Origin of the sequence: Streptomyces himalayensis subsp. himalayensis, assembly GCF_013778455.1 — a bacterium.
Classification (GTDB): Bacteria; Actinomycetota; Actinomycetes; order Streptomycetales; family Streptomycetaceae; genus Streptomyces; species Streptomyces himalayensis.
In genome coordinates this window covers 169,011-189,722 of the sequence record NZ_JACEHE010000007.1, presented here as the reverse complement: position 1 = coordinate 189,722, position 20,712 = coordinate 169,011, and the positions used below count along the sequence as shown (strand labels likewise).

Genomic DNA, 20,712 nt, shown 5'->3' with positions numbered 1-20,712 from the left:
TGCGCGTGCGCGACCGATCACACGGGCGGGGAGAGGCGACATGGAGACCACACAGCGGACCGAGCAGCAGCGCTCTGCCGACCAGCGGCGGCGCGAGCTGTTGGAGGCGGCCGACCGCGTGGTGCTCCGCGACGGCCCCGGCGCCTCGATGAACGCCATCGCGGCGGAGGCGGGCATCACCAAGCCGATCCTGTACCGGCACTTCGGCGACAAGGGCGGCCTGTACGCGGCGCTCGCCAAGCGCCACACCGACGCGCTTCTGGACTCACTGCGTGCCGCGCTGGACGCCCCCGCGGAGCGCCGGGAGCGCGTGGAGTCCACGCTCGACACCTATCTCGCGGCGATCGAGGCGCGCCCCCAGGTGTACCGCTTCCTGATGCACCCCGCCGAGGGCGGCACATCGGGCGAGGGCTTCGACGTGGGCCGCCACTCCGCTCCCCTGCTGCGCCGGCTCGGCGAGGAGCTGGCCACGGTCATCGCCGAACGGGTCGACATCGGCCCCGAGAGCCAGCAGCTGGCGCGCATCTGGGGCCACGGGATCGTCGGCATGATGCACGCCGCAGGCGACTGGTGGCTCGGCGAAAACCCCTGCACCCGCGTCGAGCTGGTACGCAGCCTGGCGGACCTCCTCTGGGGCCGCCTGGCCGCGGTCGCGGACCGCGTGGGCGGCCCGGGTTTCTAAGAGGTGCTCACAAAATGGGCGCCCGGCTCGAGGCGCCTGGCACGCACGCTCGCCGCGTTGCCGAAACACCCTAGTAGCTCCGCTACGAGGGTCTTCCGGCGCCTTGCGATCGCACGCACCAGGCGCCTCGAGCTGATCGGACTCCCATTTTGTGAGCACCTCTGAGCTGCACGAACCGTTGCGGGCAGGCGTTCCGCAGGGCTGGGGGCACCTCTCAGCGGTAGCTGGGTGGAGACAACCCACAACGGCCTGAGCCGTGCGACGCGCCTACCGCCCCCAGGGCGCCCGCGCCGCAGCCCGCAGCACGCGCCGCCGACGCCACCCCGTGACGCGATCGGTGTAGACACGCCCGTCAAGGTGATCGCACTCGTGTTGCAGACAACGGGCGAAGAACCCGGTGCCATGCACCCGCACCGGCTCCCCGCGCATCGTGAAGCCCTCGACCACGGCGCGATCAAAGCGCGGCGTCCCCGCTTCGAGCCCCGGCAGCGACAGACACCCCTCGGACCCGCGTACGACGACGCCGTCCGTCTCGACCAGGCGCGGGTTCACCACATGCCCCAGATGGCGCTGGTCCTCGTCGTCCGGGCAGTCGTACACGAAGACCCGCAGCGCCTCGCCGACCTGGTTCGCGGCAAGGCCGACGCCCCGGGCAGCGTACATTGTCGCGTACATGTCCTCGATCAGCCGCTCCAGCGCGGGGCCGAAGTCGGCGACCTCCTGGCACGGCGCGTGCAGCACGGGATCCCCGAACAGGGTGACGGGCCGTACGCGTCCGGTGGCGCCGGGGATCTTGCCGTGTCGCATGGCCGCAAGGGTACGTTCCGTGCACGGCGTGAACGCCACGGGGAGAACGAACGGTCCGCCGGCCCTGATCGGGTACGTTCCGTGCACGGCGTGAACGGCTGTGCGGGGATGCACTCCGTGAACGGCGGTTCGGAGGTGCCGCCGTTCGGGGCGGAGAGCCGAGGTCGATAGGCTGAGGCCCACACTCTGCCCGGGGCAACGCGCGGCGCAGTACGCAAGGAGGATCCAGAACGATGGCAGGCAACTCGGACCCGCTGTCACCGCGGGCCAAGCTGGCCGTGACGGCGGGCAAGGCTGTCGCGGCGGCATCGCGCGCCGCGGGGCGCGGCAGCGGTTCGGTGATCGGCGGCCGAGTGGCGCTCAAACTGGACCCCGACCTGCTCGGGGAGCTCGCCCAGCACCTGGATGTCGTCCTGGTGTCGGGCACCAACGGCAAGACGACCACCACCCGGCTCATCGCGGAGTCCCTGCGCGCCGCCGGTCCCGTGGTGTCGAACGCCCTGGGCGCGAACATGCCTGCCGGCATCACCTCGGCCCTCGCCGAGGGGGCGGAGTCCCGCTTCGGCGTGATCGAGGTCGACGAGAAGTACCTCGCCGGGGTCGCCCGCGACGTCGAGCCCAAGGCCATCGCACTGCTGAACCTCTCGCGCGACCAGCTGGACCGCGCCGCCGAGACCCGCATGCTCGCCGAGCACTGGCGCGAGAGCCTGGCCGGTACGAAGGCCGTGGTCATCGCCAACGCCGACGACCCGCTGGTCGTGTGGGCCGCGTCCTCCTCGCCCAACGTGGTGTGGGTGGCCGCCGGGCAGATGTGGAAGGACGACGCCTGGTCCTGCCCGGCGTGCGGCGGCGTGATGCAGCGCCCCGGCGACGACTGGTTCTGCGGCCAGTGCGGTTTCCGCCGTCCCACGCCGAGCTGGGCCCTGTCGGGTGACCACGTCCTGGACCCGCACGGTTCCGCGTGGCCCATCCACCTCCAGCTGCCGGGCCGTGCCAACAAGGCGAACGCCACCACGTCGGCCGCGGTCGGCGCGGTCTTCGGCGTGCCGCCGCAGGTCGCGCTGGAGCGCATGTACCAGGTGCAGGCGGTGGCCGGCCGGTACGACGTCGTGCAGTTCATGGGCCGCGAGCTCAGGCTCCTGCTGGCGAAGAACCCGGCCGGCTGGCTCGAGACGTTCTCGCTGATCGAGCAGCCCCCGACCCCGGTGATCCTGGCCGTCAACGCCCGCGCCGCCGACGGCACCGACACGTCCTGGCTGTGGGACGTCGACTACACCCGTCTCACCGGGCACCCGCTCTTCGTCGTCGGCGACCGCAGGCTCGACCTCGCCGTACGCCTCGAGGTGGCCGGCCAGACGTTCCAGGTCTGCCAGTCCCTCGACGAGGCAGTGCAGTTGGCACCGGCCGGGCGGATCGAGACGATCGCCAACTACACCGCCTTCCAGGACCTGCGCCGCCGCGTCGGCAACTGACCCCGCGTAAGGACGAATTGAGCATGAGCGACAACAGCCTGCGTCTCGTGTGGGTCTACCCGGACCTGCTCAGCACCTACGGCGACCAGGGCAACGCGCTGGTCGTGGAGCGCCGGGCCCGGCAGCGCGGCCTGGACGTGACCCGCATCGACGTGCGCAGCGACCAGCCGATTCCCACCTCCGGCGACATCTACCTCATCGGCGGCGGCGAGGACCGGCCGCAGCGGCTCGCGGCCGAGCGGCTGCGCCGTGACGGCGGTCTGCACCGCGCGGTGGGCAACGGCGCGATCGTCTTCTCGGTGTGCGCCGGCTACCAGATCCTCGGCCACGAGTTCATCAACGACCTCGGGGAGCGCGAGCCCGGTCTCGGCCTCCTCGACGTCGTGTCGACCCGTGGCGAGGGCGCGCGCTGCGTCGGTGACGTACTGGCGGACATCGACCCGCGGCTCGGTCTGCCGCAGCTGACCGGGTTCGAGAACCACCAGGGCATCACCCATCTCGGTCCGAACGCACGGCCGTTGGCGCAGGTCCGGCTCGGTAATGGCAACGGCACGGGCGACGGCTCCGAGGGCGCGTACAACGACACGGTCTTCGGCACGTACATGCACGGCCCGGTGCTCGCCCGTAACCCGCAGATCGCCGACCTGCTGCTGAAGCTCGCGCTGGATGTGAACGCACTGCCGCCGACCGACGACCGGTGGTACGAGGCGCTTCGCGCCGAGCGCATCGCCGCCGCGCAGCAGCCCGCCTGACCGGCCCGGCACAGCGGCGGCACAGTAGGCCACACGAGTGAGCGGACAGCCCGACTGACGGGCTGTCCGCTCACTTGTGCAGGGGCGTCCAGCAGTCGGACGCACGGTTCGGCGGCACCCACTCCCGCCGGTAGGGTGGCAGAGACACAGCCGGACAGCGTGGTCCGGTCCTCGGCCCACGTAGTAAAGGTATTTCGGGCAAATGCGAATTGGTGTCCTCACCTCCGGCGGCGACTGCCCCGGTCTGAACGCCGTCATCAGGTCCGTCGTGCACCGTGCCGTCGTCGACCACGGCGACGAGGTCATCGGCTTCCGCGACGGCTGGAAGGGCCTGCTCGAGTGCGACTACCTCAAGCTGGACCTGGACGCGGTCAGCGGCATCCTCGCGCGCGGCGGCACGATCCTCGGCTCGTCCCGCGTGCGCCCCGAGCATCTGCGCGACGGCGTGGAGCGGGCGAAGGGCCATGTCGCGGAGCTGGGTCTTGACGCGATCATCCCGATCGGCGGCGAGGGCACGCTGAAGGCGGCCCGCCTCCTGTCGGACAACGGCCTGCCCATCGTCGGCGTGCCGAAGACCATCGACAACGACATCGCCGCCACGGACGTCACCTTCGGCTTCGACACCGCCGTGGGAGTCGCCACCGAGGCGCTCGACCGGCTCAAGACCACCGCCGAGTCCCACCAGCGCGTCCTGATCGTCGAGGTCATGGGCCGGCACACCGGCTGGATCGCCCTGAACTCGGGCATGGCCGCGGGCGCGCACGCCATCGTCGTACCGGAGCGCCCCTTCGACATCGAGGAGCTGGCGCAGAAGGTCGGCGAGCGGTTCTCCGCAGGCAAGCGGTTCGCGATCGTCGTCGCCGCCGAGGGTGCCAAGCCGCGCCCGGGCAGCATGGAGTTCGACGAGGGCGGCAAGGACGTCTACGGCCACGAGCGGTTCGCGGGCATCGCCCGGCAGCTCTCCATCGAGCTCGAGGAGCGCCTCGGCAAGGAGGCCCGCCCGGTGATCCTCGGCCACGTCCAGCGCGGCGGCACCCCCACCGCGTACGACCGCGTCCTGGCCACCCGCTTCGGCTGGCACGCGGTGGAGGCGGTGCACCGCGGCGAGTTCGGCATGATGACGGCGCTGCGCGGGACCGACATCACGATGGTGTCCCTCGCCGAGGCGGTCGAGACGCTGAAGACCGTACCGGCGCACCGGTACGACGAGGCGGAGTGCGTGCTGTAGCACACCCGGGTCGTGTCCAGACGGCGACCCCCGTACATCCCGGGAACTGCCCCCGGCCGCGGAGACGGCCGGGGGCAGTTCTACTCTGGTGCGGACAGACAGCGCAAAACCCTCCCCCGGTTCCTGACGGGCAAGGGGAGGCCCTCCACGAATCAGGAGCCGTTGGATGGATCACAGCGGGCACGGCACGACGATGGATCTGCCGCCGTTCACGCTGGGCCGAGGCCTCGAGTGGTCCGCGGACCCGTTCTTCCTCATCGGCTGCCTCGTGGCGCTCGCCCTGTACGGCTGGGGTGTGGCGCGGCTGGTCCGGCGCGGTGACGGCTGGCCGGTGGGCCGGACCGTGGCGTTCACCGTGGGTGTGCTGAGCGTGATGCTCATGATGTGCACCAAGCTCAATGACTACGGCATGGTCATGTTTAGCGTGCACATGGTGCAGCACATGGTGATCAGCATGCTGTCGCCCATCCTGCTGCTGCTCGGTGCGCCGATCACGCTGGCGCTGCGGGCGCTGCCGGTCGCGGGACGCGGTCGCAAGGGACCGCGCGAGCTGCTGCTGATGCTGCTGCACAGCTGGTACATGCGGATCATCACACACCCGGCGTTCACGATCCCGCTGTTCATCGCGAGCCTGTACGCGCTGTACTTCACGCCCGTCTTCGACTTCCTGATGGGCTCCAAGCCGGGGCACATCGCGATGATGGTCCACTTCCTCATGGTCGGCCTGGTGTTCTTCTGGCCGATCATGGGCGTCGACCCTGGGCCGCACCGTCCCGGCTACGTGATGCGCATGCTGGAGCTGTTCGCGGGCATGCCGTTCCACGCGTTCTTCGGTATCGCCCTGATGATGGCGTCCACGCCGATGATCGGCACGTACGCGAACCCGCCCGCCTCGCTGGGGATCGACGCGCTCGGCGACCAGACAGCGGCGGGCGGCATCGCATGGGCGTTCAGCGAGATCCCGTCCGTGCTTGTGCTGATCGCGCTGCTGTTCCAGTGGCAGCGCTCCGAGGCACGGCAGGCGCGCCGCAAGGACCGGGCTGCGGACCGTGACGGTGACAAGGAGCTCGAGGAGTACAACGCCTATCTGGCGTCCCTCAGCGCGCGCGGCCGCTGACGGCCGGAACCTTCTGCTTGCGGCACGTGTGCCGTGATGCGCCCTCCGGCGCCGGAACGACGGCACTATGGAGACGCAAGAACCGTTGACCGGCCGACTCTGGCGGACAGCGCCCGGCCGGGCGAGGATGGCCCAAGGCCCCGGCCCGCGTCGGGGCCCGCCACGAGGAGGGTGTTGCGATGCCCGGTTCCACGAAGGTCATGGGGGTGCTCACCGTCGGAGGTCTGGTCGTCGTGACTGCCTACACGGTGGCTTTGGGAAGCAGCGGCTGGCTGTGGTTCGGCTGGGTCGTGATCGGTCTGATCACCTTGGCGATGGTGGTGTCGCGCAGCACCTGACGGAGACCTGGTGCTGCGCGACTGTACGGGCCGCGGGCCTGGGAAGCACGGCCCGCCGGCCTGGGAAGTACGGGCCGCGGGCCTGGGAAGTACGGCCCACGGGCCTGGGAAGTACGGGCCGCGGGCCTCAGAAGCGGAAGACGTACCCGGTGGCGGCCTCCATCGCGCACGTGTTGGCGAACGTCTTCTTCCAGGTCAGGATGCGGCCCTGGTAGAGGCCGGTGGCCGACACGGTGACGGGCGAGTACCGGTGGGTGCAGATGCGCCTCTCGACGGGCAGCGCGCCGAGATCGCCGTGCGCGGCGTCGAGGGCGGCACAGGCCTCGGCCGCGTGCGGGTGATGACCGCTCACCACTCTGGGGGCGCAGCGCAGCAGCACTCCGCGGATCCAGGTGTCCTGGTCCCCGGAGACGGTCAGGAACAGGCGGCTCTGCGCTTTGGGCGGTGTGCCTGGGGTGGGCACGGGGGCGGCCGTGGCAGGAGCGGCCGATGCGAGCGCGATCAGGGCCGTGGCGGCGATGGCGAGGGGGCGCATGAGGACCTCCTGGGGCGGTGAGGGCACGTGGCCGTCACAGGTTTCTGCTTGTGCAGGAGGCCAAGAGCACCGCCCGCCGCCGCCGAGGCCAAGGGAACACGCCGGGCGTGTCGCCCGGGAGGGGGCCTCGTCGACGCCGAACGGCTCTCCGGCGGTGTCCGGGGCAGGCTTCCGTGAGGTTCCTGTGCATCCGTCAGCCGGGGCACTTCGCACGGCCGCGGCCCCGTACACGTCGGCGAACATATTCGCTCAACCGGTCTGCATCTTTCCGATCAAAGACGCGTCGCACCGCCCTACACTGGCTCGCGAGACGACCACTCCCCAGATGCCGGTGGACCTGGCGCTTCGTGGTCCCTGGAGCCGACCCCGCCGAGCGAGGAGCCGCGCCGTGTTCTATTACGTTCTCAAGTACGTGCTTCTGGGGCCTCTGCTGCGGCTGCTGTTCCGGCCGCGGATCGAGGGGCTCGAGCATGTGCCGGAGTCCGGCGCGGCGATCATCGCGGGAAACCATCTGTCGTTCTCGGATCACTTTCTGATGCCCGCGATCCTCAGACGGCGCATCACCTTCCTCGCGAAGGCAGAGTACTTCACGGGGCCCGGTATCAAGGGGCGGCTGACCGCGGCGTTCTTCCGCAGCGCCGGGCAGATCCCCGTGGACCGCTCCGGCAAGGAGGCCGGCCAGGCCGCGATCCGGGAGGGGCTCGGGGTACTGAGCAAGGGCGAACTGCTCGGCATCTACCCGGAGGGCACCCGCTCGCACGACGGGCGGCTGTACAAGGGCAAGGTCGGGGTCGCCGCGATGGCGCTGAAGGCGCGTGTGCCGGTGATCCCGTGCGCGATGATCGGCACGTTCGAGGCCCAGCCGCCCGGTCAGGTGGTCCCGAGCCTCAGGCCCGTGACGATCCGCTTCGGCAAGCCCCTGGAGTTCTCCCGCTACAGCGGCATGGAGGACGAGAAGGCGGTGCTGCGTGCCGTGACGGACGAGATCATGTACGCGATCCTCGGCCTGTCCGGTCAGGAGTACGTCGACAAGTACGCAGCCGTGGTCAAGGCCGAGGAGGCCGAGAAGGCGAAACAGGCCGCGGACGGTCGCGAGGGGCAGAAGGGTCCGGAGGGCAGGAAGTTCCCGCGCATGCCGCTCAGCTGACGCGGGCGGTGCGCGGGGGACGAGCGGCGACCCGCCTCTCCTCAGCCGAGCGCCCGAACCGCTTCGTCGAGTACGCGGCGCAGGTGCCGGGCGTCGGGGGCGACGGCCGTGACCAGGACGGCGGGTCCGGCAAGCGGAGTAAGGGCGGCGAACTCGCCGAGCAGTGCCGCTCGAGGCATCTCGTGCACGAACTCGGGCCGTACGACGACGAGTTGCCCGACGGCGCGATGCCCGCCGAGCACGGCCGGACCGTCCCAGCCGCCGGGCGCACCGGGGCCGCACGCCAGCTCCTGGTCGAGCAGCGACCGCCCGGCGCGACGCACCGTCAGCCGGCTGGTGAGCCGGCCGGGGGCCTCTCCCGCACGGCCGAGCACCTGCTCCTCGCGCAGCACGAGGCGCGCGCCCGCGGCCAGCTCGGCGCGCGTTCTGACCTGCAGTTCGCTGTCGCACGCGGAGATCAGCTGCTCGGGCAGCCAGTGCAGTTCGGCGTCATCGGCGACGGTGAGCCTGACGTCGTAACGCGCCGGGCCCTTCGCCTGCCCGGGCAGGGCGATGGTTGCGGCGGCCGAACCGACGTGGAGCCGCGCGCCCTCATGTGCGTTCGCCTCGACGGTGAAATGGTCCCCACCGAGCGGACCGCTCATCGCACCGACGAGCATGACGCGCGCCTCGGACCCTGCGGCACGGGTGCGGCGCAGGGCGAGCGGGCCCTCGCCGTCGAGTACGGGCAGGGCGGTGCCGCCCCGGCCGTCCGCGGTGGCGGCGATCCGGGCGGTGGCCCGGACGCCGGCCGAGGTCATCATGCCGCCGTCCAGGCGGCGAGCTGCCCGCGCACCCAGTCGGCGACGGCCGCGACGCCCTTGTCGTCCCTCAAGGACTGGAAGACGACAGGCAGTTCGGCCCGCTGTGCCTTGGCGTCGGCTGCCATCCGGGCCAGGTCGGAGCCGACGTACGGCGCGAGGTCCGTCTTGTTGACGACGAGCAGGTCGGCCGTGGTGACCCCCGGCCCGCCCTTGCGCGGGATGTCGTCGCCGCCCGCCACGTCGATGACGAAGATCTGCGCGTCGACGAGCCCCTTGGAGAACGTGGCCGTCAGATTGTCCCCGCCGGACTCGACGAGGATGAGATCCAGCGGGCCGACCTCGTCCTCGAGATCCTCGACGGCCTCGAGGTTGGCGGAGATGTCGTCACGGATCGCGGTGTGCGGGCAGGCCCCGGTCTCCACGGCGGTGATCCGCTCGGGCGGCAGCACGGCCTCCCGCAGCAGGAACTCGGCGTCCTCGCGCGTGTAGATGTCGTTGGTGACGACGGCGAGGGACAGTTCGTCGCGCAGGGCATGGCACAGCGCGGCGACCGTGGCGGTCTTCCCGGATCCGACGGGCCCGCCTAGGCCGATGCGGATCGCGCGGCGCGAGCCGTCGGGCCGGTGCGCGTCGGCGCTGAGGGCGGAGGGTCCGTCGTGGGAGTGGGAGTGGGAGGGGGAGTGGTCAAGGTGCATGGGGCGGCTCCGATTTCAGCCCGTCCGGCGTTTGAGGACGAGCCCGTCAGGGCGATAGGGGGTCTGGGGGGCGAAGCCCCCAGCGGGGTCGAGGGGCAGGGCCCCTGGTTACGGGAAGGGGCGGGGTGGGGGAAGAAAACCAGCAACCCACCCCCTACGAAGCGAAGAGCCGCACAGCCCAAGCAGCATGCGCCTCCGCACTGATCTCCAGCAACGGCGCGGATCCCGCAGGCAACGCATCAACCCCGTCCTCGACCGCCCGCCGCGCCGCATCGACCGCATCCCGGGCGACAAGGTCCATCGCGGGCGCGAGCCGAGCCAGAACCCCCGTCGCATCAAAGGGATCAAGACTCAGCAACCGCACCGTCGCGGTGGCCGCCCCACTGACACTCTCGTACAGAGAGCAGTACGCGGCATCATCCGCCCCCAGCCCGGCAGCCCGAGCGGCCACCCCCAGCACAACAGGCTGATGGGCGCCCTTGGGAAACAACCGCGCCACCGCGTCCAACTCGGGATGCGGCCACGTCGCCCGCGCGGCCCGCATCATCTGCCGCCCCAGCCGCCGGGCAGCGGTACGGAGTGCGGCCGAAGGCGTACGGGCATCCGCGGCCTCGTCCAGCTCCACCGGATCGAGACCGAGCGCGGCGGCCGCGGCGAGAGAGGCGGACACGAGCCCGGAGGTGTGCAGCCGCCCACGGCAGAACTCCTCCAGGCTCGCGGCGCCGGTGATGCGCCCGGCCTTGACGGCCGCCTCGGCCCCGCCGGAGTGGGCGTGCCCACCAGCGGGGAAGCGGCCGTCGGCCAGGACAAGAAGTGCAGCTCTGGACATGACCCGGCTCAGAACAGGAAGTAGCGCTGAGCCATGGGCAGTTCAGCGGCCGGGGTGGCCTCGACGAGCTCTCCGTCGATGTGGACGGCGAAGCTGTCGGGGTCGACCTGGACGCGCGGCAGGGCGTCGTTCTCGCGCATGTCCGCCTTGGTCACGCCCCGGGTGCTCTCGATGGCCACGAACTTCTTGCCGAGAGCGAGCCGCTCGGGCAACCCGTCCTCGATGGCACAGGGCGCAACGAAGTTCAGCGAGTTGGAGGCCGGAGCGCGCCCGATCGCGCCGTACATCGGACGCGGCAGGATCGGCTGCGGAGTCGGAATGGATGCGTTCGCGTCGCCCATCTGCGCATACGCGATCTGGCCGCCCTTGACGACGAGATGCGGCTTGACGCCGAAGAACGCCGGCTCCCACAGGACCAGGTCGGCGAGCTTGCCGGTCTCGACGGAGCCGACCTCGCGGGCCAGGCCCTGCGCAACCGCCGGGTTGATCGTGTATTTGGCGACATAGCGACGAACCCGGTGGTTGTCCGCGCGCCCGTCCCCCGGCAGCGCACCGCGCCGCCGCTTCATCACATGCGCGGTCTGCCACGTACGCATGATCACCTCGCCGACACGCCCCATCGCCTGGGCGTCGGAGGAGATGATCGAGATCGCGCCCAGGTCGTGGAGGATGTCCTCGGCCCCGATGGTGGAGGGCCGGATCCGGGACTCGGCGAAGGCCAGGTCCTCCGGCACGGCCGCGTTGAGGTGGTGGCAGACCATCAGCATGTCGAGGTGTTCCTCGGCGGTGTTGACGGTGTAGGGCCGGGTCGGGTTGGTGGAGCTCGGCAGCACGTACGGCTCGGAGACGACCGTCATGATGTCGGGTGCGTGCCCGCCGCCCGCGCCCTCGGTGTGGTACGCGTGAATGGTCCGCCCCGCGATCGCGGCGAGCGTGTCACCCACGAAACCGGCCTCGTTGAGGGTGTCGGTGTGGATGGCGATCTGAGCGCCGGTCTGGTCGGCGACGGTCAGCGCGGCGTCGATGACGGCAGGGGTGGATCCCCAGTCCTCGTGGAGCTTCAGCCCGAGAGCGCCCCCGCGCAGCTGCGACAGCATCGCCTCGTGCGAGACGGTGTTGCCCTTGCCGAGCAGACCGAAGTTGAGCGGGTACGCCTCCATCGCCTCCAGCATCCGGGCGAGGTGCCAGGGGCCGGGCGTGACGGTGGTCGCCTTGGAGCCCTCGGCGGGGCCGGTGCCGCCGCCGACGAGGGTGGTGATGCCGGAGGCGAGCGCCTCGTCGGCGATCTGCGGGCAGATCAGATGGACGTGGGCGTCGATGGCGCCCGCGGTCACGATGCGGCCGTTGCCTGCGATGATCTCGGTCTCCGGGCCGATGACCAGGTCGGGGTGCACCCCGTCCATCGTGTCCGGGTTGCCCGCCTTGCCGATGCCGGTGATACGGCCGTCGCGGATGCCGATGTCCGCCTTGACGATGCCCCAGTGGTCGACGATCACGGCGCCGGTGATGACGGTGTCGGGCGTGCCCTCCGCGCGCGTCGCGCGGGACTGGCCCATCGACTCGCGGATGACCTTGCCGCCGCCGAACACGGCCTCGTCACCTGCGAGCCCGGGTCCGCCGGAACGATCCTCTTCGATCTCGATCAGCAGATCGGTGTCGGCGAGCCGAATACGGTCGCCGGTAGTAGGCCCGAAGAGATCGGCGTACGCGGCACGAGAGATCTCAGGCATCGAGGGCACCTCCGGTCTCGCCGCGCAGTCCGGGCACCACGCGGGCGCCGGTGAGCGGTACGAGTTCGACGTCGACGGGGATTCCGGGCTCGAAGCGCACGGCGGTGCCGGCGGCGATGTTGAGCCGCTTGCCGCGCGCGGCCGCGCGGTCGAACTCCAGACCGGGGTTGGCCTCGGCGAAGTGGTAGTGGGAGCCGACCTGCACGGGCCTGTCGGCGGCGTTGAGGACGGTGAGCTGCGTGACCTCGCGGCCCTCGTTGACGACGACGGGCTCGTCCGCGAAGAGGATCTCTCCAGGAATCATCACGTCCCCCTCAGACGATCGGGTCGTGGACGGTGACGAGCTTGGTGCCGTCCGGGAAGGTGGCCTCGACCTGGACGTCGTGGATCATCTCGGGGATGCCCTCCATGACGTCGTCGCGGGTGAGCAGTTTGCGTCCGGAGGACATCAGTTCCGCGACGGTACGGCCGTCGCGCGCCCCTTCGAGGATGTGCGAGGTGATGAGGGCGACCGCCTCGGGATGGTTCAGCTTGAGCCCGCGGGCGCGGCGCTTCTCGGCCACGTCGGCGGCCACATGGATGAGCAGTCGCTCCTGCTCGTGCGGCGTCAGTTGCACGCGTCCCACCTCACAGTCTCGAGCCGGACCGTGCGGGGTCCGGCTGCCGCGGTCACCACGACGGGGCTGGATGTCGTACACGGCCCAGACACGCGATCCTGCGCACCTCCGACCGTGAAACCCCTGGTGACATGGTGGTGCAGGCTAGTTCGACGGAGTTTCAGGGACGTTAACCGACTTCCGTGTCCTTCATGCCCGTCGATCGCACCCCGTCGGGAGCGGGCGTACCGCAGGGAGCGGAAGGACCTCAACGAGGCTGCTGCCCCATACTCATCAGCCCCCGCAGCCCGTTCTGAAGCACCTCGACCGGCACCGCCCCGAACAGTGCCTGCTGAGCGCAGAACCCCTGCGCCACTCCGATCATGGTCCGGGCGACATGCTCGGGCGGGATGTCTGTGCGCATCATCCCGGCCGTCTGGTACGCCTCGACGACCTTGCACCATGCAGCACGCACGGTGTCGTAGCCCTCCCTGAGCTGGGCCGACAACTCGTCGTTGCGCAGAGTCTCCGTCCAGACCTGCACCAGCAGCCGGGGAAAACCCGACTCGTCCTCGTACGACAGTCCCTTCCGCCTGCCCAGGACCTCCTTCATGACATGTCCCACGAGCTCGTCGGGCGGTGGTGGCGGGCTCTGCACGGCGGCCGCTTCGAAGGCGCCACGGATCTCGCCCAGCACCTCGGTGACGATGGCCCGGATCAGGTCCTCCTTGCCGGTGAAGTACCGATAGACGGCGCCGGCCGAGAGGTCGACCTCCTTGAGGACGTCCTGCATCGACGTGGCGTGGAAGCCGTTGCGGGCAAAGCATCGCGCCGCACCGTCGAGGATCTGACGTCGGCGAGCGTCGAGGTGTTCCTGAGATACGCGAGCCATGCGCCCAATCTAAAACGAACATTCCTTCTTGACAATCGACCGGCACGGCAGGACAGTGAGGGCCAGAAAATAAAACGAACGATCATTCTCTTTGGTCGCCGATGTGTTCGCGCGGGACCTCCCGACAGGCCGACTCAGCCGAACCAATGGAGGAGCACGATGTCCACGTCATCCGCAACGGCGGCGCCGACTCCGATGCAGCGCCCATCCGAGGCTGCTTCCATCCCCCGGCGCCGTATCGCCGCCGTCGTCGTTCTGATCCCCGTCGTGGTGGCCCTCGCACTGTGGGCCTTCGCCTGGCCGGCCGCCCGCACCGCACCGCGTGACCTGCCCCTCGGCGTCGCCGGGCCCGCGGCCGCCACGGCCCCGCTGCAGCGCCAACTCGAACAGCGGGACGGCGCCTTCGAGATCCACCGTTACGCGGACGAGGCGGCGGCCCGCGGTGCCATCGAGGACCGGACCGTATACGGAGCGGTCGTCACCACGGAGCAGGGACCCAAGCTGCTCACCGCCTCGGCCGCGAGCCCACTGGTCGCCCAGCTCCTCCAGCAGGCGGTGGCCGAGCAGGCCCCGCCGGGAGTCGAGGTCGAGACCGTCGACGTCGTCGCGGCCCCGGCGGCGGACCCGCGCGGCACGGCACTGGGTGCGAGCGTGCTGCCGATGGCGCTGGCAGGCGTGGCCGCCGGGGGCGCGGTCACCGTGCTCGGTCTGCGCGGCATACGCGCCGTCGCCGCACTGGTCGGATCCGCCGTACTGGTCGGCGTCGCCGCGGTCTCCATCGCGGACAGCTGGCTGGGCGTGCTCTCCGGCGACTGGTGGACGGAGGTCGGGGCGCTGGGCCTGTCGACCCTGGCAGTGAGCGCCGCAGTCGCCGGTCTCGCCGCGCTGCTGGGACCGGCGGGCATGGGGGTCGGCGCCTTCGTGGTCGTGCTGCTCGGCAATCCGTTCTCGGGCGCGAGTTCGGCCCCTCAGATGCTGCCCGAGCCGGTGGGCATGATCGGCCAGTGGCTGCCGCCGGGCGCCGGGGCATCTCTGCTGCGGTCGGTCTCCTTCTTCGACGGCGCCGCCGCGACGGGCCCCGCCCTCGTGCTTACCGGGTGGGCCGTACTCGGGCTCGGCACCGTCCTCCTCGGGGCCGCACTGAAGCGCCGCCCGACGGTCACCGAGCCCCCGGCCGAGCGGGAACGCGCCCTCGCGCACTGACCACACGGGGATCAACAGGCCAACGACTCCGGGCGGATACCGAACGCCACGCAGAAAAACCACCGTGCGCCCCCGCAGTATCTGTCGGGGCGCACGGTCTTTTACGTGGTCGTCGGGGCAGCTTCCATGGCGCGTCCAGGCGCGTCCGCCTGAACGACCCCCGCGCTACGTCGGTTTGGGCCCCCGGTGCTCGGCGGCGATGCCGAACCGCTGGCGTTCGCCCGGAGCGGACGGCATGGAGCGGACGGTGGAGACCGAGCTGATCACCTGCTCCTCTCCTGCACCCTCCGTCTCCTCGAGACGTTGCAGGTCAGCGGCCGAGACCAGGGCGACGAGGGGCTTCCCGTGGCGGGTGACGACCACGCGCTCTCCGCCGTACACGACGCGGTTGATCAGGTCGGCTAGCTCGGCCCGGGCTTGCGTCACCGGAATCTCATAGGCCATGGTTCCATCATAACGTCATGTACGTCCTGTACATTTTTTACAGAGCTGGCTCTGCTGCACAGGCCTGCGTACGGGACCGCATGGCCACCACATGAACGTCGTGATCAACGTCGCGGCGAGACCTCCGCCGAGGCCCCGCCATGAGGAGGCGCCTGCCATGAACCGACCGACCGGTACCGGCCCGACGGCCCGCTATGTCCTGCCCGAGTTCACCGAGCGCACGACGGCGGGCCATCGGACCCTCGATCCGTACTCGAAGCTCCTGGAGGAGCGAATCGTCTTCCTCGGGACGCCGATCGACGACACGTCCGCGAACGACGTGATGGCGCAGTTCATGCACCTCGAGTACACGGCGCCGGACCGCGACATCTCGCTGTACATCAATTCGCCCGGCGGCTCGTTCAGCGCGATGACGGCGCTCTACGACACGATGCAGTTCGTCAGCTGCGACGTGGAGACCATCTGCCTGGGCCAGGCCGCATCCGCGGCCGCGGTACTGCTGGCCGCCGGCACGCCCGGCAAGCGGTTCGCGCTGCCCGGCGCGCGCGTGCTGATCCACCAGCCGTCGCTCTCGGAGCCGGTGCAGGGGCAGGCGGACGACCTGGCGATCCAGGCGCGCGAGATGATGCGCACGCGTGAGCTGCTGGAGGAGATGCTGCAGCGCCACACCGGGCAGAGCCTGGAGCGCATCCGCTCGGACATCGAGCGGGACAAGATCCTCGACGCGCGGGACGCCGTTGAGTACGGGCTCGTGGACCGGATCATCCCCAGCCGCAAGGCGTCGCTGGCGCCACACGGCGCGAGGTGAGCCGCCGATGCTGCCACCCGAACTGCCGCCCTTGCCCGCGCTGACCCGTGCCGAGGGCGAACTGATCGACCGTTACCTCGAAGTGGTCGACCTGCTGGGCCGGATCAACCCGGCGCGCGCCCACGACACCTACGGCGGGCTGCGTGCGGCTCAGGCCCTGGTGGGCGCGGCGGCGGCGCTCCGGGACGCGTTGGCACTGATGCATCAGCGGGGAGAGACCGAGGTCCATACGCCGACGCTTGCGCGTGCCCTGCGGGTGCTGGACGGGGAACGCCGCGCGGCGCGGGTCACCGTGCCGCCGCCCAGGAGCGATTGATTCCGGCACGGGACCGGTTCATGCCGACTCGAGGTGGTTTGACGACCGGTCAGAGTCCGATCACGTACCGCGTGAGGACCGAACAAGCCCGACCAGGGACCGCACGATGCCCCACAGCGGATCCCGACCAGTGACCGCACGATGCCCGGCAGGACACCCCACCGGTGACCGCACGATGCCAGGCAGGGGACCCCAGAGGCCCCGACGCGCCCTCACCATCCCATCGACCGCGCCGTGATGCTTCGCGGGACCGTCCGGACCGGATTTGAAACGGCCCAGTCGGGCTACCCTCGATCGGCGTAGAAAGCGATAGACATTTTCGGTCGGCAAACTTGCGCAACATGCGTACGCGACGATCGGAATGTTGCCTTTCGGTGCTGGTCCGGCGTTCGTCGGGCCCTTCGCCGATCATTCGCAAACTCGCCTGTCCACCCGAACGGGTGCGTGGTGAAGAGCTTCACATATCGCCGGTTCGGCTCGGATTTCGGGCCATGTATGCGTGAAGATCCCTTCCGACGACAAGCCCCCGCCGCCGCGGCGGGGCGGTCCGGGCGGACGCCGAGTCCTGCCGCCGTCCGGATGCCAGGTCGACATCGGTGGATCGGCAGGAGTGGAGGACCCAGCACGGCGGGCAGCCCGGACACGCTCCGGGAGGCCCTTGGGGTGAAGCCGCACCACGCGGCCGGGCATCTTCGCCTGTCCGAACCCGACAGGTCATCCTTCACAGGCGGCTGACGAAGGGCTGCGCATGACTGCGCTCAATCGTTTTCCGTCTCTGATGGCCCGGGCCGGCACCGCATCGGCGCTCACACTCGCCGCACTGGGCGGAACCGTCGTGGTTCCGGGCATCGCCTCCGAGGCGGAGGCCGCAACGGTCGCAAACAAGGCACTCAAGATCGCGGCTTCCAAGAAGGGCTCCCCGTACCGGTGGGGAGCCGCCGGGCCGCGCCGGTTCGACTGCTCCGGACTCACGCTCTACTCGTTCAAGAAGGCGGGCAAGAAGCTGCCGCGTACCGCGGCCCAGCAGTACAACAAGACCCATCACCTGTCCGCGAAACAGGCGCGCCCCGGAGACCTGGTCTTCTTCCACTCCGGCAAGTACGTGTACCACGTCGGCATCTACGCCGGTAAGGGACGCATCTGGCACTCACCCAAGTCCGGGGACGTGGTGCGCCTGCAGAAGATCTGGACGAAGAGCGTCTGGTACGGCAGGGTGCGCTGATCCCGCGGCCGGAGCGCTCATGGCGTACTCCCGGCCGGGCGGCGGCCGACCGGCTTCGGCCGCCGCCCGCCGGGTGCGTGAGAAGCGCCGAGGAGGTCACTCGTCAGGTATGGCCGAGGACCGTTCCGGACAGCCGGCGCGCCGCGAGACCCGCTTCGAGCGCGCCGACCGCAACTTCAGCGAGCTGCTGCAGGAGCTGAGGGTCACGCAGACGGGCGTGCAGATCCTCTTCGCGTTCCTGCTGACACTCGCGTTCACGCCCCGCTTCCCGTCGCTCGACACGCTGCAGCGCGTCACCTACGTGACCACGCTGCTGCTGGCCGTACTGGCCGCCGCCCTGTTCACGGCGCCGGCCGCGCTGCACCGGTCGCTTTTCCAGCAGCATGCCAAACCGCAGATCGTGCGATGGTCCTCGGACCTCGCACGGGCCGGCATGGTGGTGCTGGCTCTCGCGCTGACCGGGTCGGTCCTGCTCGTGGTGGATGTGACGCTCGGCCGGGTCGGCGGCTTCCTGGCGGGCGCGGGCACACTGCTGGTGTGCGTGGGGCTGTGGGGCGCACTGCCGCGGGTGGTCCGTCGCGAGCTGGTCCCTGCGCGCGCGGCGGCGTCGGCGGTGAACATGCCGGAGGACGCGGACGACGACGAGGGCATGGACGACGACGAGGACGAGGACGACGACGAGGACGAGGGCATCGGGCGATCAGAGGACGTCAGGCCGGCGGAGCGCCGAAGGCCGTCGGCAGACATCGGGTCATCGGAGGGCGTCAGGTCATCAGCGGAGCGGCGAGAAGGCTGATCCCCAGGGCGGTCAGCGCGGTGCCCGTGACCGCCGCGACGGCGCGGGCCGCACGCGGTCTGCGCAGCCATCGGCCGAGCCGGTCCACCAGGAGCGCGACCATCGGGAACCAGAGCAGGCCGAGGACGACGACGATCAGCGCGAGCAGCAGAGTCCGCGGCATCGCCGGGCTGCCCGCGGGCACGAACTGGGGCAGCAGGCTGAAGAAGGTGATCGGCGCCTTCGGGTTGAGCGCGTTGGTGAGGAACCCCTGACGCAGACCGCCGCCCGCGGTGGCCTTCTCCTCCCCGGCGTCCTCCGCAGGGCGCGGTCGTGCAACGGACTGCAGGGTACGGACGCCCAGGTACAGCACATAGGCGCCGCCCATGAGCTGGAGCACGCGGAAGAGCGCGGGCACGGCCGCCAGGACCGCCGCGACTCCGGCGACGGCGAGCGCGGTGTGGAACAGCAGTCCGCCCGCGATGCCCAGTGCACACGCCACTCCCATCCGGCGTGACACCAGGGCATTGCGCACCACGACGGTGAAGTCGGCCCCCGGCATGGCGACCATGCCGGCGGCGACACCGGTGAAGGCGAGCAGCTGTGCATCCATGAGGACCAGCCTGCCGCCCCCGAGCCTTCAGTGGGTATGCACCCTTTCCTGAGCAAGCCTTAAGGAATCCTTTAGCCTGGACCCACGCCGCTCAGGCACGCGGACTCGGCCGCGTGTCCCGCGCGGCCCGTCACCTCGGGAGGTGCAGCGTGTACGACCCCACACGGCTCGCGGCACTCGTGGCCGTCTCGGAGGCCGGCTCCATCACCCGGGCCGCGGAACGGCTGGGATACACGGTGCCGGCGCTGTCCCAGCAGCTCGCCAAGCTGGAGCGCGAGGCGGGCGCCGCGCTGCTGGTGCGCCACCACCGCGGGACGCGACTGACCGGCGCGGGCGAGCTGCTGGTGGCGCGGGCGCGGCGGGTGCTGGACGAAATGGACCGGGCCCGCCACGAACTGGCGCAGCTGTCGGGCCTGTCCGGCGGCCGACTGCGAGTGGGCACCTTCACCACGGCCGGCATCCATCTGCTGCCTCCGGTACTCAGCGCGTTCCGCCGGGCCCATCCGGACGTCGAGCTGGCCGTCTCGCAGTACGAGCCGCCGGAGGGCGTCACGGCGGTCGCGGCCGGGCGTGCCGACCTGGCGCTGACGCACGCCTACGAGCCGGCGGAGCCGGTACAGCTGCCCGCCACCGTGGCGGCGGAGCCGGTGCTCGTCGAGGAGCTGGTGCTGGTGACCGCGCCCGGGCACGCGCTGGCCGCCGGCTCGGCGCGCCTGCCGCTGGCCGAGCTGGCGGGGCAGCCGCTGATCAGCATGGCGCCGACGCTTCCGCCGCGACGTGGGGTCGAGGCCGCGCTGGCACAGGCCGGCGCGACGCCCGCGGTGCTGGTCGAGAATCCGGGTTACGCCCTGGTCTGCGCACTGGTCAGTGCGGGGCTCGGGGTCGCCGTGGTGCCCGAGATGGTGGCCCGCACGGCGACCACGCCGGTGGGGATGCGGCTGCTGGAACCGGGGAGTCTGCGGCGTACGATCTCGGTCGTGTACCGGACGGGGGAGACGGCGCCCGCGGCGGACACGTTCCGGGCGTTGCTGCGCGGCGCGTTCGGCCGCTCAGCGGCCTGATCGGCCTCAGCGGCCTGTCACGTCGGCCCGGCTCCCCGCGCTTCACGGCAAGACCGCACCACTCCCCTGCTGGACCGTGACCCCCACCGGCAGTCTTCACGGCTGGACCGTGACCACCACCGGCAGTCCTCACTGCTGGACCGTGACCACCACCGGCAGTCCTCACTGCTGGACCGTGACCACCACCGGCAGTCCTCACTGCTGGACCGTGGCCTCCCACGGCAGCTCGATCCACACGGTCTTGCCGCCCTCCGCGGTGCGGCTGACCGAGAGCCGGCCGCCGCATTCTGCCGTGAGCCAGCGGATGATGACCAGGCCCCGGCCGTTGTCCTGCTGGACGGCGGCGGGCAGCCGCCTCGGCAGGCGCGGATGGCTGTCGGTGACGCCGATGCGCAGCTGCTCGTCGCGCTCCAGCTCGACGTCGACCGTGAACGTGGGTGACTGTCCGAAGGTGTGCTGCACCGCGTTGGTGGCGAGTTCGGACACGATGAGCCGGACCGAATCGGCGACCTCCGCATCGCCCGGCAGTCCCCATTCCGCGAGGACTTCGATGACGTACTTGCGCGCCGCGGGGACCGAGGCGGGATCGCTCGGCAGAGTGACGGATGCTTCCTGATGGTCTGCCATGGCGGCGTCGTCCCTTTCCC

General features: G+C 70.7%; 25 protein-coding genes and 1 riboswitch. Of the genes, 13 read left to right on the top strand and 12 right to left on the bottom strand.

The annotated features are described in order from the left end of the window. The first annotated feature begins 40 nt into the window (after positions 1 to 40). Entirely contained in the window at positions 41 to 682 is a 642-nt protein-coding gene (locus H1D24_RS14335; protein WP_181657913.1) for a TetR/AcrR family transcriptional regulator, read from the top strand. A 267-nt stretch (positions 683 to 949) separates the two neighbouring features. Here H1D24_RS14335 and def read toward each other — a convergent pair whose 3' ends face one another. Beyond that, on the bottom strand, positions 950 to 1,489 hold the full coding sequence (def, locus tag H1D24_RS14330) for a peptide deformylase (RefSeq protein ID WP_181657912.1): 540 nt from the start codon (positions 1,487 to 1,489) through the stop codon (positions 950 to 952). 233 nt (positions 1,490 to 1,722) lie between these two features. Here def and H1D24_RS14325 point away from each other — a divergent pair, with 233 nt between their 5' ends. The 5 genes from H1D24_RS14325 (at position 1,723) to H1D24_RS14305 (ending at position 6,396) form a co-directional block, all read left to right on the top strand. Beyond that, a complete protein-coding gene (locus tag H1D24_RS14325; RefSeq protein ID WP_181657911.1) occupies positions 1,723 to 2,961 on the top strand; it encodes a Mur ligase family protein in 1,239 nt (412 codons plus the stop codon). A 23-nt stretch (positions 2,962 to 2,984) separates the two neighbouring features. Then, positions 2,985 to 3,713 (top strand): type 1 glutamine amidotransferase, encoded by a 729-nt coding sequence (locus H1D24_RS14320; RefSeq protein WP_181657910.1) that lies wholly within the window; start codon positions 2,985 to 2,987, stop codon positions 3,711 to 3,713. A 202-nt stretch (positions 3,714 to 3,915) separates the two neighbouring features. Next, complete coding sequence (locus tag H1D24_RS14315) at positions 3,916 to 4,941, top strand: 6-phosphofructokinase (RefSeq protein ID WP_181657909.1); 1,026 nt, start codon at positions 3,916 to 3,918, stop codon at positions 4,939 to 4,941. A 166-nt stretch (positions 4,942 to 5,107) separates the two neighbouring features. Continuing rightward, positions 5,108 to 6,058, top strand: coding sequence for a cytochrome c oxidase assembly protein (locus H1D24_RS14310; RefSeq protein ID WP_181657908.1), 951 nt, complete (start codon positions 5,108 to 5,110; stop codon positions 6,056 to 6,058). Positions 6,059 to 6,237: 179 nt separating this feature from the next. Continuing rightward, positions 6,238 to 6,396, top strand: coding sequence for a hypothetical protein (locus tag H1D24_RS14305; RefSeq protein WP_181657907.1), 159 nt, complete (start codon positions 6,238 to 6,240; stop codon positions 6,394 to 6,396). A gap of 127 nt (positions 6,397 to 6,523) precedes the next feature. Here the strand turns inward: H1D24_RS14305 and H1D24_RS14300 are convergent, their stop codons facing one another. Next, positions 6,524 to 6,931, bottom strand: a complete 408-nt coding sequence (locus H1D24_RS14300; RefSeq protein ID WP_181657906.1) for an SSI family serine proteinase inhibitor — start codon at positions 6,929 to 6,931, stop codon at positions 6,524 to 6,526. 388 nt (positions 6,932 to 7,319) lie between these two features. Here H1D24_RS14300 and H1D24_RS14295 point away from each other — a divergent pair, with 388 nt between their 5' ends. Beyond that, complete coding sequence (locus H1D24_RS14295) at positions 7,320 to 8,078, top strand: lysophospholipid acyltransferase family protein (protein ID WP_181657905.1); 759 nt, start codon at positions 7,320 to 7,322, stop codon at positions 8,076 to 8,078. Between the two features lie 41 nt (positions 8,079 to 8,119). On the opposite strand, the gene H1D24_RS14290 is transcribed toward H1D24_RS14295, so the two are convergent. The 7 genes from H1D24_RS14290 to H1D24_RS14260 all read right to left on the bottom strand — a co-directional run bounded on the left by H1D24_RS14290 (position 8,120) and on the right by H1D24_RS14260 (position 13,623). Then, on the bottom strand, positions 8,120 to 8,878 hold the full coding sequence (locus tag H1D24_RS14290; protein ID WP_181658037.1) for an urease accessory protein UreD: 759 nt from the start codon (positions 8,876 to 8,878) through the stop codon (positions 8,120 to 8,122). Then, positions 8,878 to 9,576 (bottom strand): urease accessory protein UreG, encoded by a 699-nt coding sequence (gene ureG, locus H1D24_RS14285; protein WP_181657904.1) that lies wholly within the window; start codon positions 9,574 to 9,576, stop codon positions 8,878 to 8,880. The genes H1D24_RS14290 and ureG overlap by 1 nt, the downstream gene beginning before the upstream one ends. 154 nt (positions 9,577 to 9,730) lie before the next feature. Further along, on the bottom strand, positions 9,731 to 10,405 hold the full coding sequence (locus H1D24_RS14280; RefSeq protein WP_181657903.1) for an urease accessory protein UreF: 675 nt from the start codon (positions 10,403 to 10,405) through the stop codon (positions 9,731 to 9,733). Between the two features lie 8 nt (positions 10,406 to 10,413). Continuing rightward, a complete protein-coding gene (locus H1D24_RS14275; protein ID WP_181657902.1) occupies positions 10,414 to 12,135 on the bottom strand; it encodes an urease subunit alpha in 1,722 nt (573 codons plus the stop codon). Beyond that, the gene (locus tag H1D24_RS14270; protein ID WP_181657901.1) at positions 12,128 to 12,439 is read right to left on the bottom strand and encodes an urease subunit beta; all 312 of its coding nucleotides are present in this window, start codon (positions 12,437 to 12,439) and stop codon (positions 12,128 to 12,130) included. The genes H1D24_RS14275 and H1D24_RS14270 overlap by 8 nt, the downstream gene beginning before the upstream one ends. A 10-nt stretch (positions 12,440 to 12,449) precedes the next feature. Further along, complete coding sequence (locus tag H1D24_RS14265) at positions 12,450 to 12,752, bottom strand: urease subunit gamma (protein WP_010988499.1); 303 nt, start codon at positions 12,750 to 12,752, stop codon at positions 12,450 to 12,452. A gap of 247 nt (positions 12,753 to 12,999) precedes the next feature. Then, positions 13,000 to 13,623 (bottom strand): TetR/AcrR family transcriptional regulator, encoded by a 624-nt coding sequence (locus H1D24_RS14260; RefSeq protein WP_181657900.1) that lies wholly within the window; start codon positions 13,621 to 13,623, stop codon positions 13,000 to 13,002. Between the two features lie 195 nt (positions 13,624 to 13,818). Between H1D24_RS14260 and H1D24_RS14255 the strand changes: the two genes are divergently transcribed. Further along, a complete protein-coding gene (locus H1D24_RS14255) occupies positions 13,819 to 14,826 on the top strand; it encodes an ABC transporter permease (protein WP_181658036.1) in 1,008 nt (335 codons plus the stop codon). A gap of 165 nt (positions 14,827 to 14,991) precedes the next feature. Here H1D24_RS14255 and H1D24_RS14250 read toward each other — a convergent pair whose 3' ends face one another. Next, complete coding sequence (locus H1D24_RS14250) at positions 14,992 to 15,270, bottom strand: type II toxin-antitoxin system Phd/YefM family antitoxin (RefSeq protein ID WP_181657899.1); 279 nt, start codon at positions 15,268 to 15,270, stop codon at positions 14,992 to 14,994. A gap of 157 nt (positions 15,271 to 15,427) precedes the next feature. Between H1D24_RS14250 and H1D24_RS14245 the strand changes: the two genes are divergently transcribed. The 4 genes from H1D24_RS14245 to H1D24_RS14230 all read left to right on the top strand — a co-directional run bounded on the left by H1D24_RS14245 (position 15,428) and on the right by H1D24_RS14230 (position 18,412). Next, the gene (locus tag H1D24_RS14245; protein WP_181657898.1) at positions 15,428 to 16,078 is read left to right on the top strand and encodes an ATP-dependent Clp protease proteolytic subunit; all 651 of its coding nucleotides are present in this window, start codon (positions 15,428 to 15,430) and stop codon (positions 16,076 to 16,078) included. Positions 16,079 to 16,085: 7 nt separating this feature from the next. After that, positions 16,086 to 16,394: a hypothetical protein gene (locus H1D24_RS14240; protein WP_181657897.1), complete on the top strand. Its 309-nt coding sequence runs from the start codon at positions 16,086 to 16,088 to the stop codon at positions 16,392 to 16,394. Between the two features lie 584 nt (positions 16,395 to 16,978). Further along, a riboswitch (cyclic di-AMP (ydaO/yuaA leader) is annotated at positions 16,979 to 17,139 on the top strand. 3 nt (positions 17,140 to 17,142) lie between these two features. Beyond that, a complete protein-coding gene (locus tag H1D24_RS14235; RefSeq protein WP_181657896.1) occupies positions 17,143 to 17,616 on the top strand; it encodes a C40 family peptidase in 474 nt (157 codons plus the stop codon). Between the two features lie 109 nt (positions 17,617 to 17,725). Continuing rightward, positions 17,726 to 18,412: a DUF6328 family protein gene (locus tag H1D24_RS14230; RefSeq protein WP_258564059.1), complete on the top strand. Its 687-nt coding sequence runs from the start codon at positions 17,726 to 17,728 to the stop codon at positions 18,410 to 18,412. Here the strand turns inward: H1D24_RS14230 and H1D24_RS14225 are convergent. Then, positions 18,381 to 19,004 (bottom strand): LysE family translocator, encoded by a 624-nt coding sequence (locus H1D24_RS14225; RefSeq protein ID WP_181657895.1) that lies wholly within the window; start codon positions 19,002 to 19,004, stop codon positions 18,381 to 18,383. The two genes, H1D24_RS14230 and H1D24_RS14225, sit on opposite strands and share 32 nt — an antisense overlap. A 149-nt stretch (positions 19,005 to 19,153) precedes the next feature. On the opposite strand from H1D24_RS14225, the gene H1D24_RS14220 reads away from it, so the two are divergent. Further along, positions 19,154 to 20,065 (top strand): LysR family transcriptional regulator, encoded by a 912-nt coding sequence (locus tag H1D24_RS14220; RefSeq protein ID WP_181657893.1) that lies wholly within the window; start codon positions 19,154 to 19,156, stop codon positions 20,063 to 20,065. Between the two features lie 195 nt (positions 20,066 to 20,260). On the opposite strand, the gene H1D24_RS14215 is transcribed toward H1D24_RS14220, so the two are convergent. Then, positions 20,261 to 20,692, bottom strand: a complete 432-nt coding sequence (locus H1D24_RS14215) for an ATP-binding protein (RefSeq protein WP_181657891.1) — start codon at positions 20,690 to 20,692, stop codon at positions 20,261 to 20,263. Positions 20,693 to 20,712: the final 20 nt, after the last annotated feature.

Bases quoted from the DNA above. Each gene is read 5' to 3' on its own strand.
- H1D24_RS14245 (WP_181657898.1), top strand. From the start codon at position 15,428: ATGAACCGACCGACCGGTACCGGCCCGACGGCCCGCTATGTCCTGCCC.
- ureG (WP_181657904.1), bottom strand. From the start codon at position 9,576: ATGCACCTTGACCACTCCCCCTCCCACTCCCACTCCCACGACGGACCC.
- H1D24_RS14275 (WP_181657902.1), bottom strand. From the start codon at position 12,135: ATGCCTGAGATCTCTCGTGCCGCGTACGCCGATCTCTTCGGGCCTACT.
- H1D24_RS14250 (WP_181657899.1), bottom strand. From the start codon at position 15,270: ATGGCCTATGAGATTCCGGTGACGCAAGCCCGGGCCGAGCTAGCCGAC.
- H1D24_RS14310 (WP_181657908.1), top strand. From the start codon at position 5,108: ATGGATCACAGCGGGCACGGCACGACGATGGATCTGCCGCCGTTCACG.
- H1D24_RS14235 (WP_181657896.1), top strand. From the start codon at position 17,143: ATGACTGCGCTCAATCGTTTTCCGTCTCTGATGGCCCGGGCCGGCACC.
- H1D24_RS14335 (WP_181657913.1), top strand. From the start codon at position 41: ATGGAGACCACACAGCGGACCGAGCAGCAGCGCTCTGCCGACCAGCGG.
- H1D24_RS14225 (WP_181657895.1), bottom strand. From the start codon at position 19,004: ATGGATGCACAGCTGCTCGCCTTCACCGGTGTCGCCGCCGGCATGGTC.
- H1D24_RS14215 (WP_181657891.1), bottom strand. From the start codon at position 20,692: ATGGCAGACCATCAGGAAGCATCCGTCACTCTGCCGAGCGATCCCGCC.
- def (WP_181657912.1), bottom strand. From the start codon at position 1,489: ATGCGACACGGCAAGATCCCCGGCGCCACCGGACGCGTACGGCCCGTC.
- H1D24_RS14300 (WP_181657906.1), bottom strand. From the start codon at position 6,931: ATGCGCCCCCTCGCCATCGCCGCCACGGCCCTGATCGCGCTCGCATCG.
- H1D24_RS14255 (WP_181658036.1), top strand. From the start codon at position 13,819: ATGCAGCGCCCATCCGAGGCTGCTTCCATCCCCCGGCGCCGTATCGCC.
- H1D24_RS14320 (WP_181657910.1), top strand. From the start codon at position 2,985: ATGAGCGACAACAGCCTGCGTCTCGTGTGGGTCTACCCGGACCTGCTC.
- H1D24_RS14315 (WP_181657909.1), top strand. From the start codon at position 3,916: ATGCGAATTGGTGTCCTCACCTCCGGCGGCGACTGCCCCGGTCTGAAC.
- H1D24_RS14230 (WP_258564059.1), top strand. From the start codon at position 17,726: ATGGCCGAGGACCGTTCCGGACAGCCGGCGCGCCGCGAGACCCGCTTC.
- H1D24_RS14260 (WP_181657900.1), bottom strand. From the start codon at position 13,623: ATGGCTCGCGTATCTCAGGAACACCTCGACGCTCGCCGACGTCAGATC.
- H1D24_RS14305 (WP_181657907.1), top strand. From the start codon at position 6,238: ATGCCCGGTTCCACGAAGGTCATGGGGGTGCTCACCGTCGGAGGTCTG.
- H1D24_RS14280 (WP_181657903.1), bottom strand. From the start codon at position 10,405: ATGTCCAGAGCTGCACTTCTTGTCCTGGCCGACGGCCGCTTCCCCGCT.
- H1D24_RS14240 (WP_181657897.1), top strand. From the start codon at position 16,086: ATGCTGCCACCCGAACTGCCGCCCTTGCCCGCGCTGACCCGTGCCGAG.
- H1D24_RS14325 (WP_181657911.1), top strand. From the start codon at position 1,723: ATGGCAGGCAACTCGGACCCGCTGTCACCGCGGGCCAAGCTGGCCGTG.
- H1D24_RS14290 (WP_181658037.1), bottom strand. From the start codon at position 8,878: ATGACCTCGGCCGGCGTCCGGGCCACCGCCCGGATCGCCGCCACCGCG.
- H1D24_RS14270 (WP_181657901.1), bottom strand. From the start codon at position 12,439: ATGATTCCTGGAGAGATCCTCTTCGCGGACGAGCCCGTCGTCGTCAAC.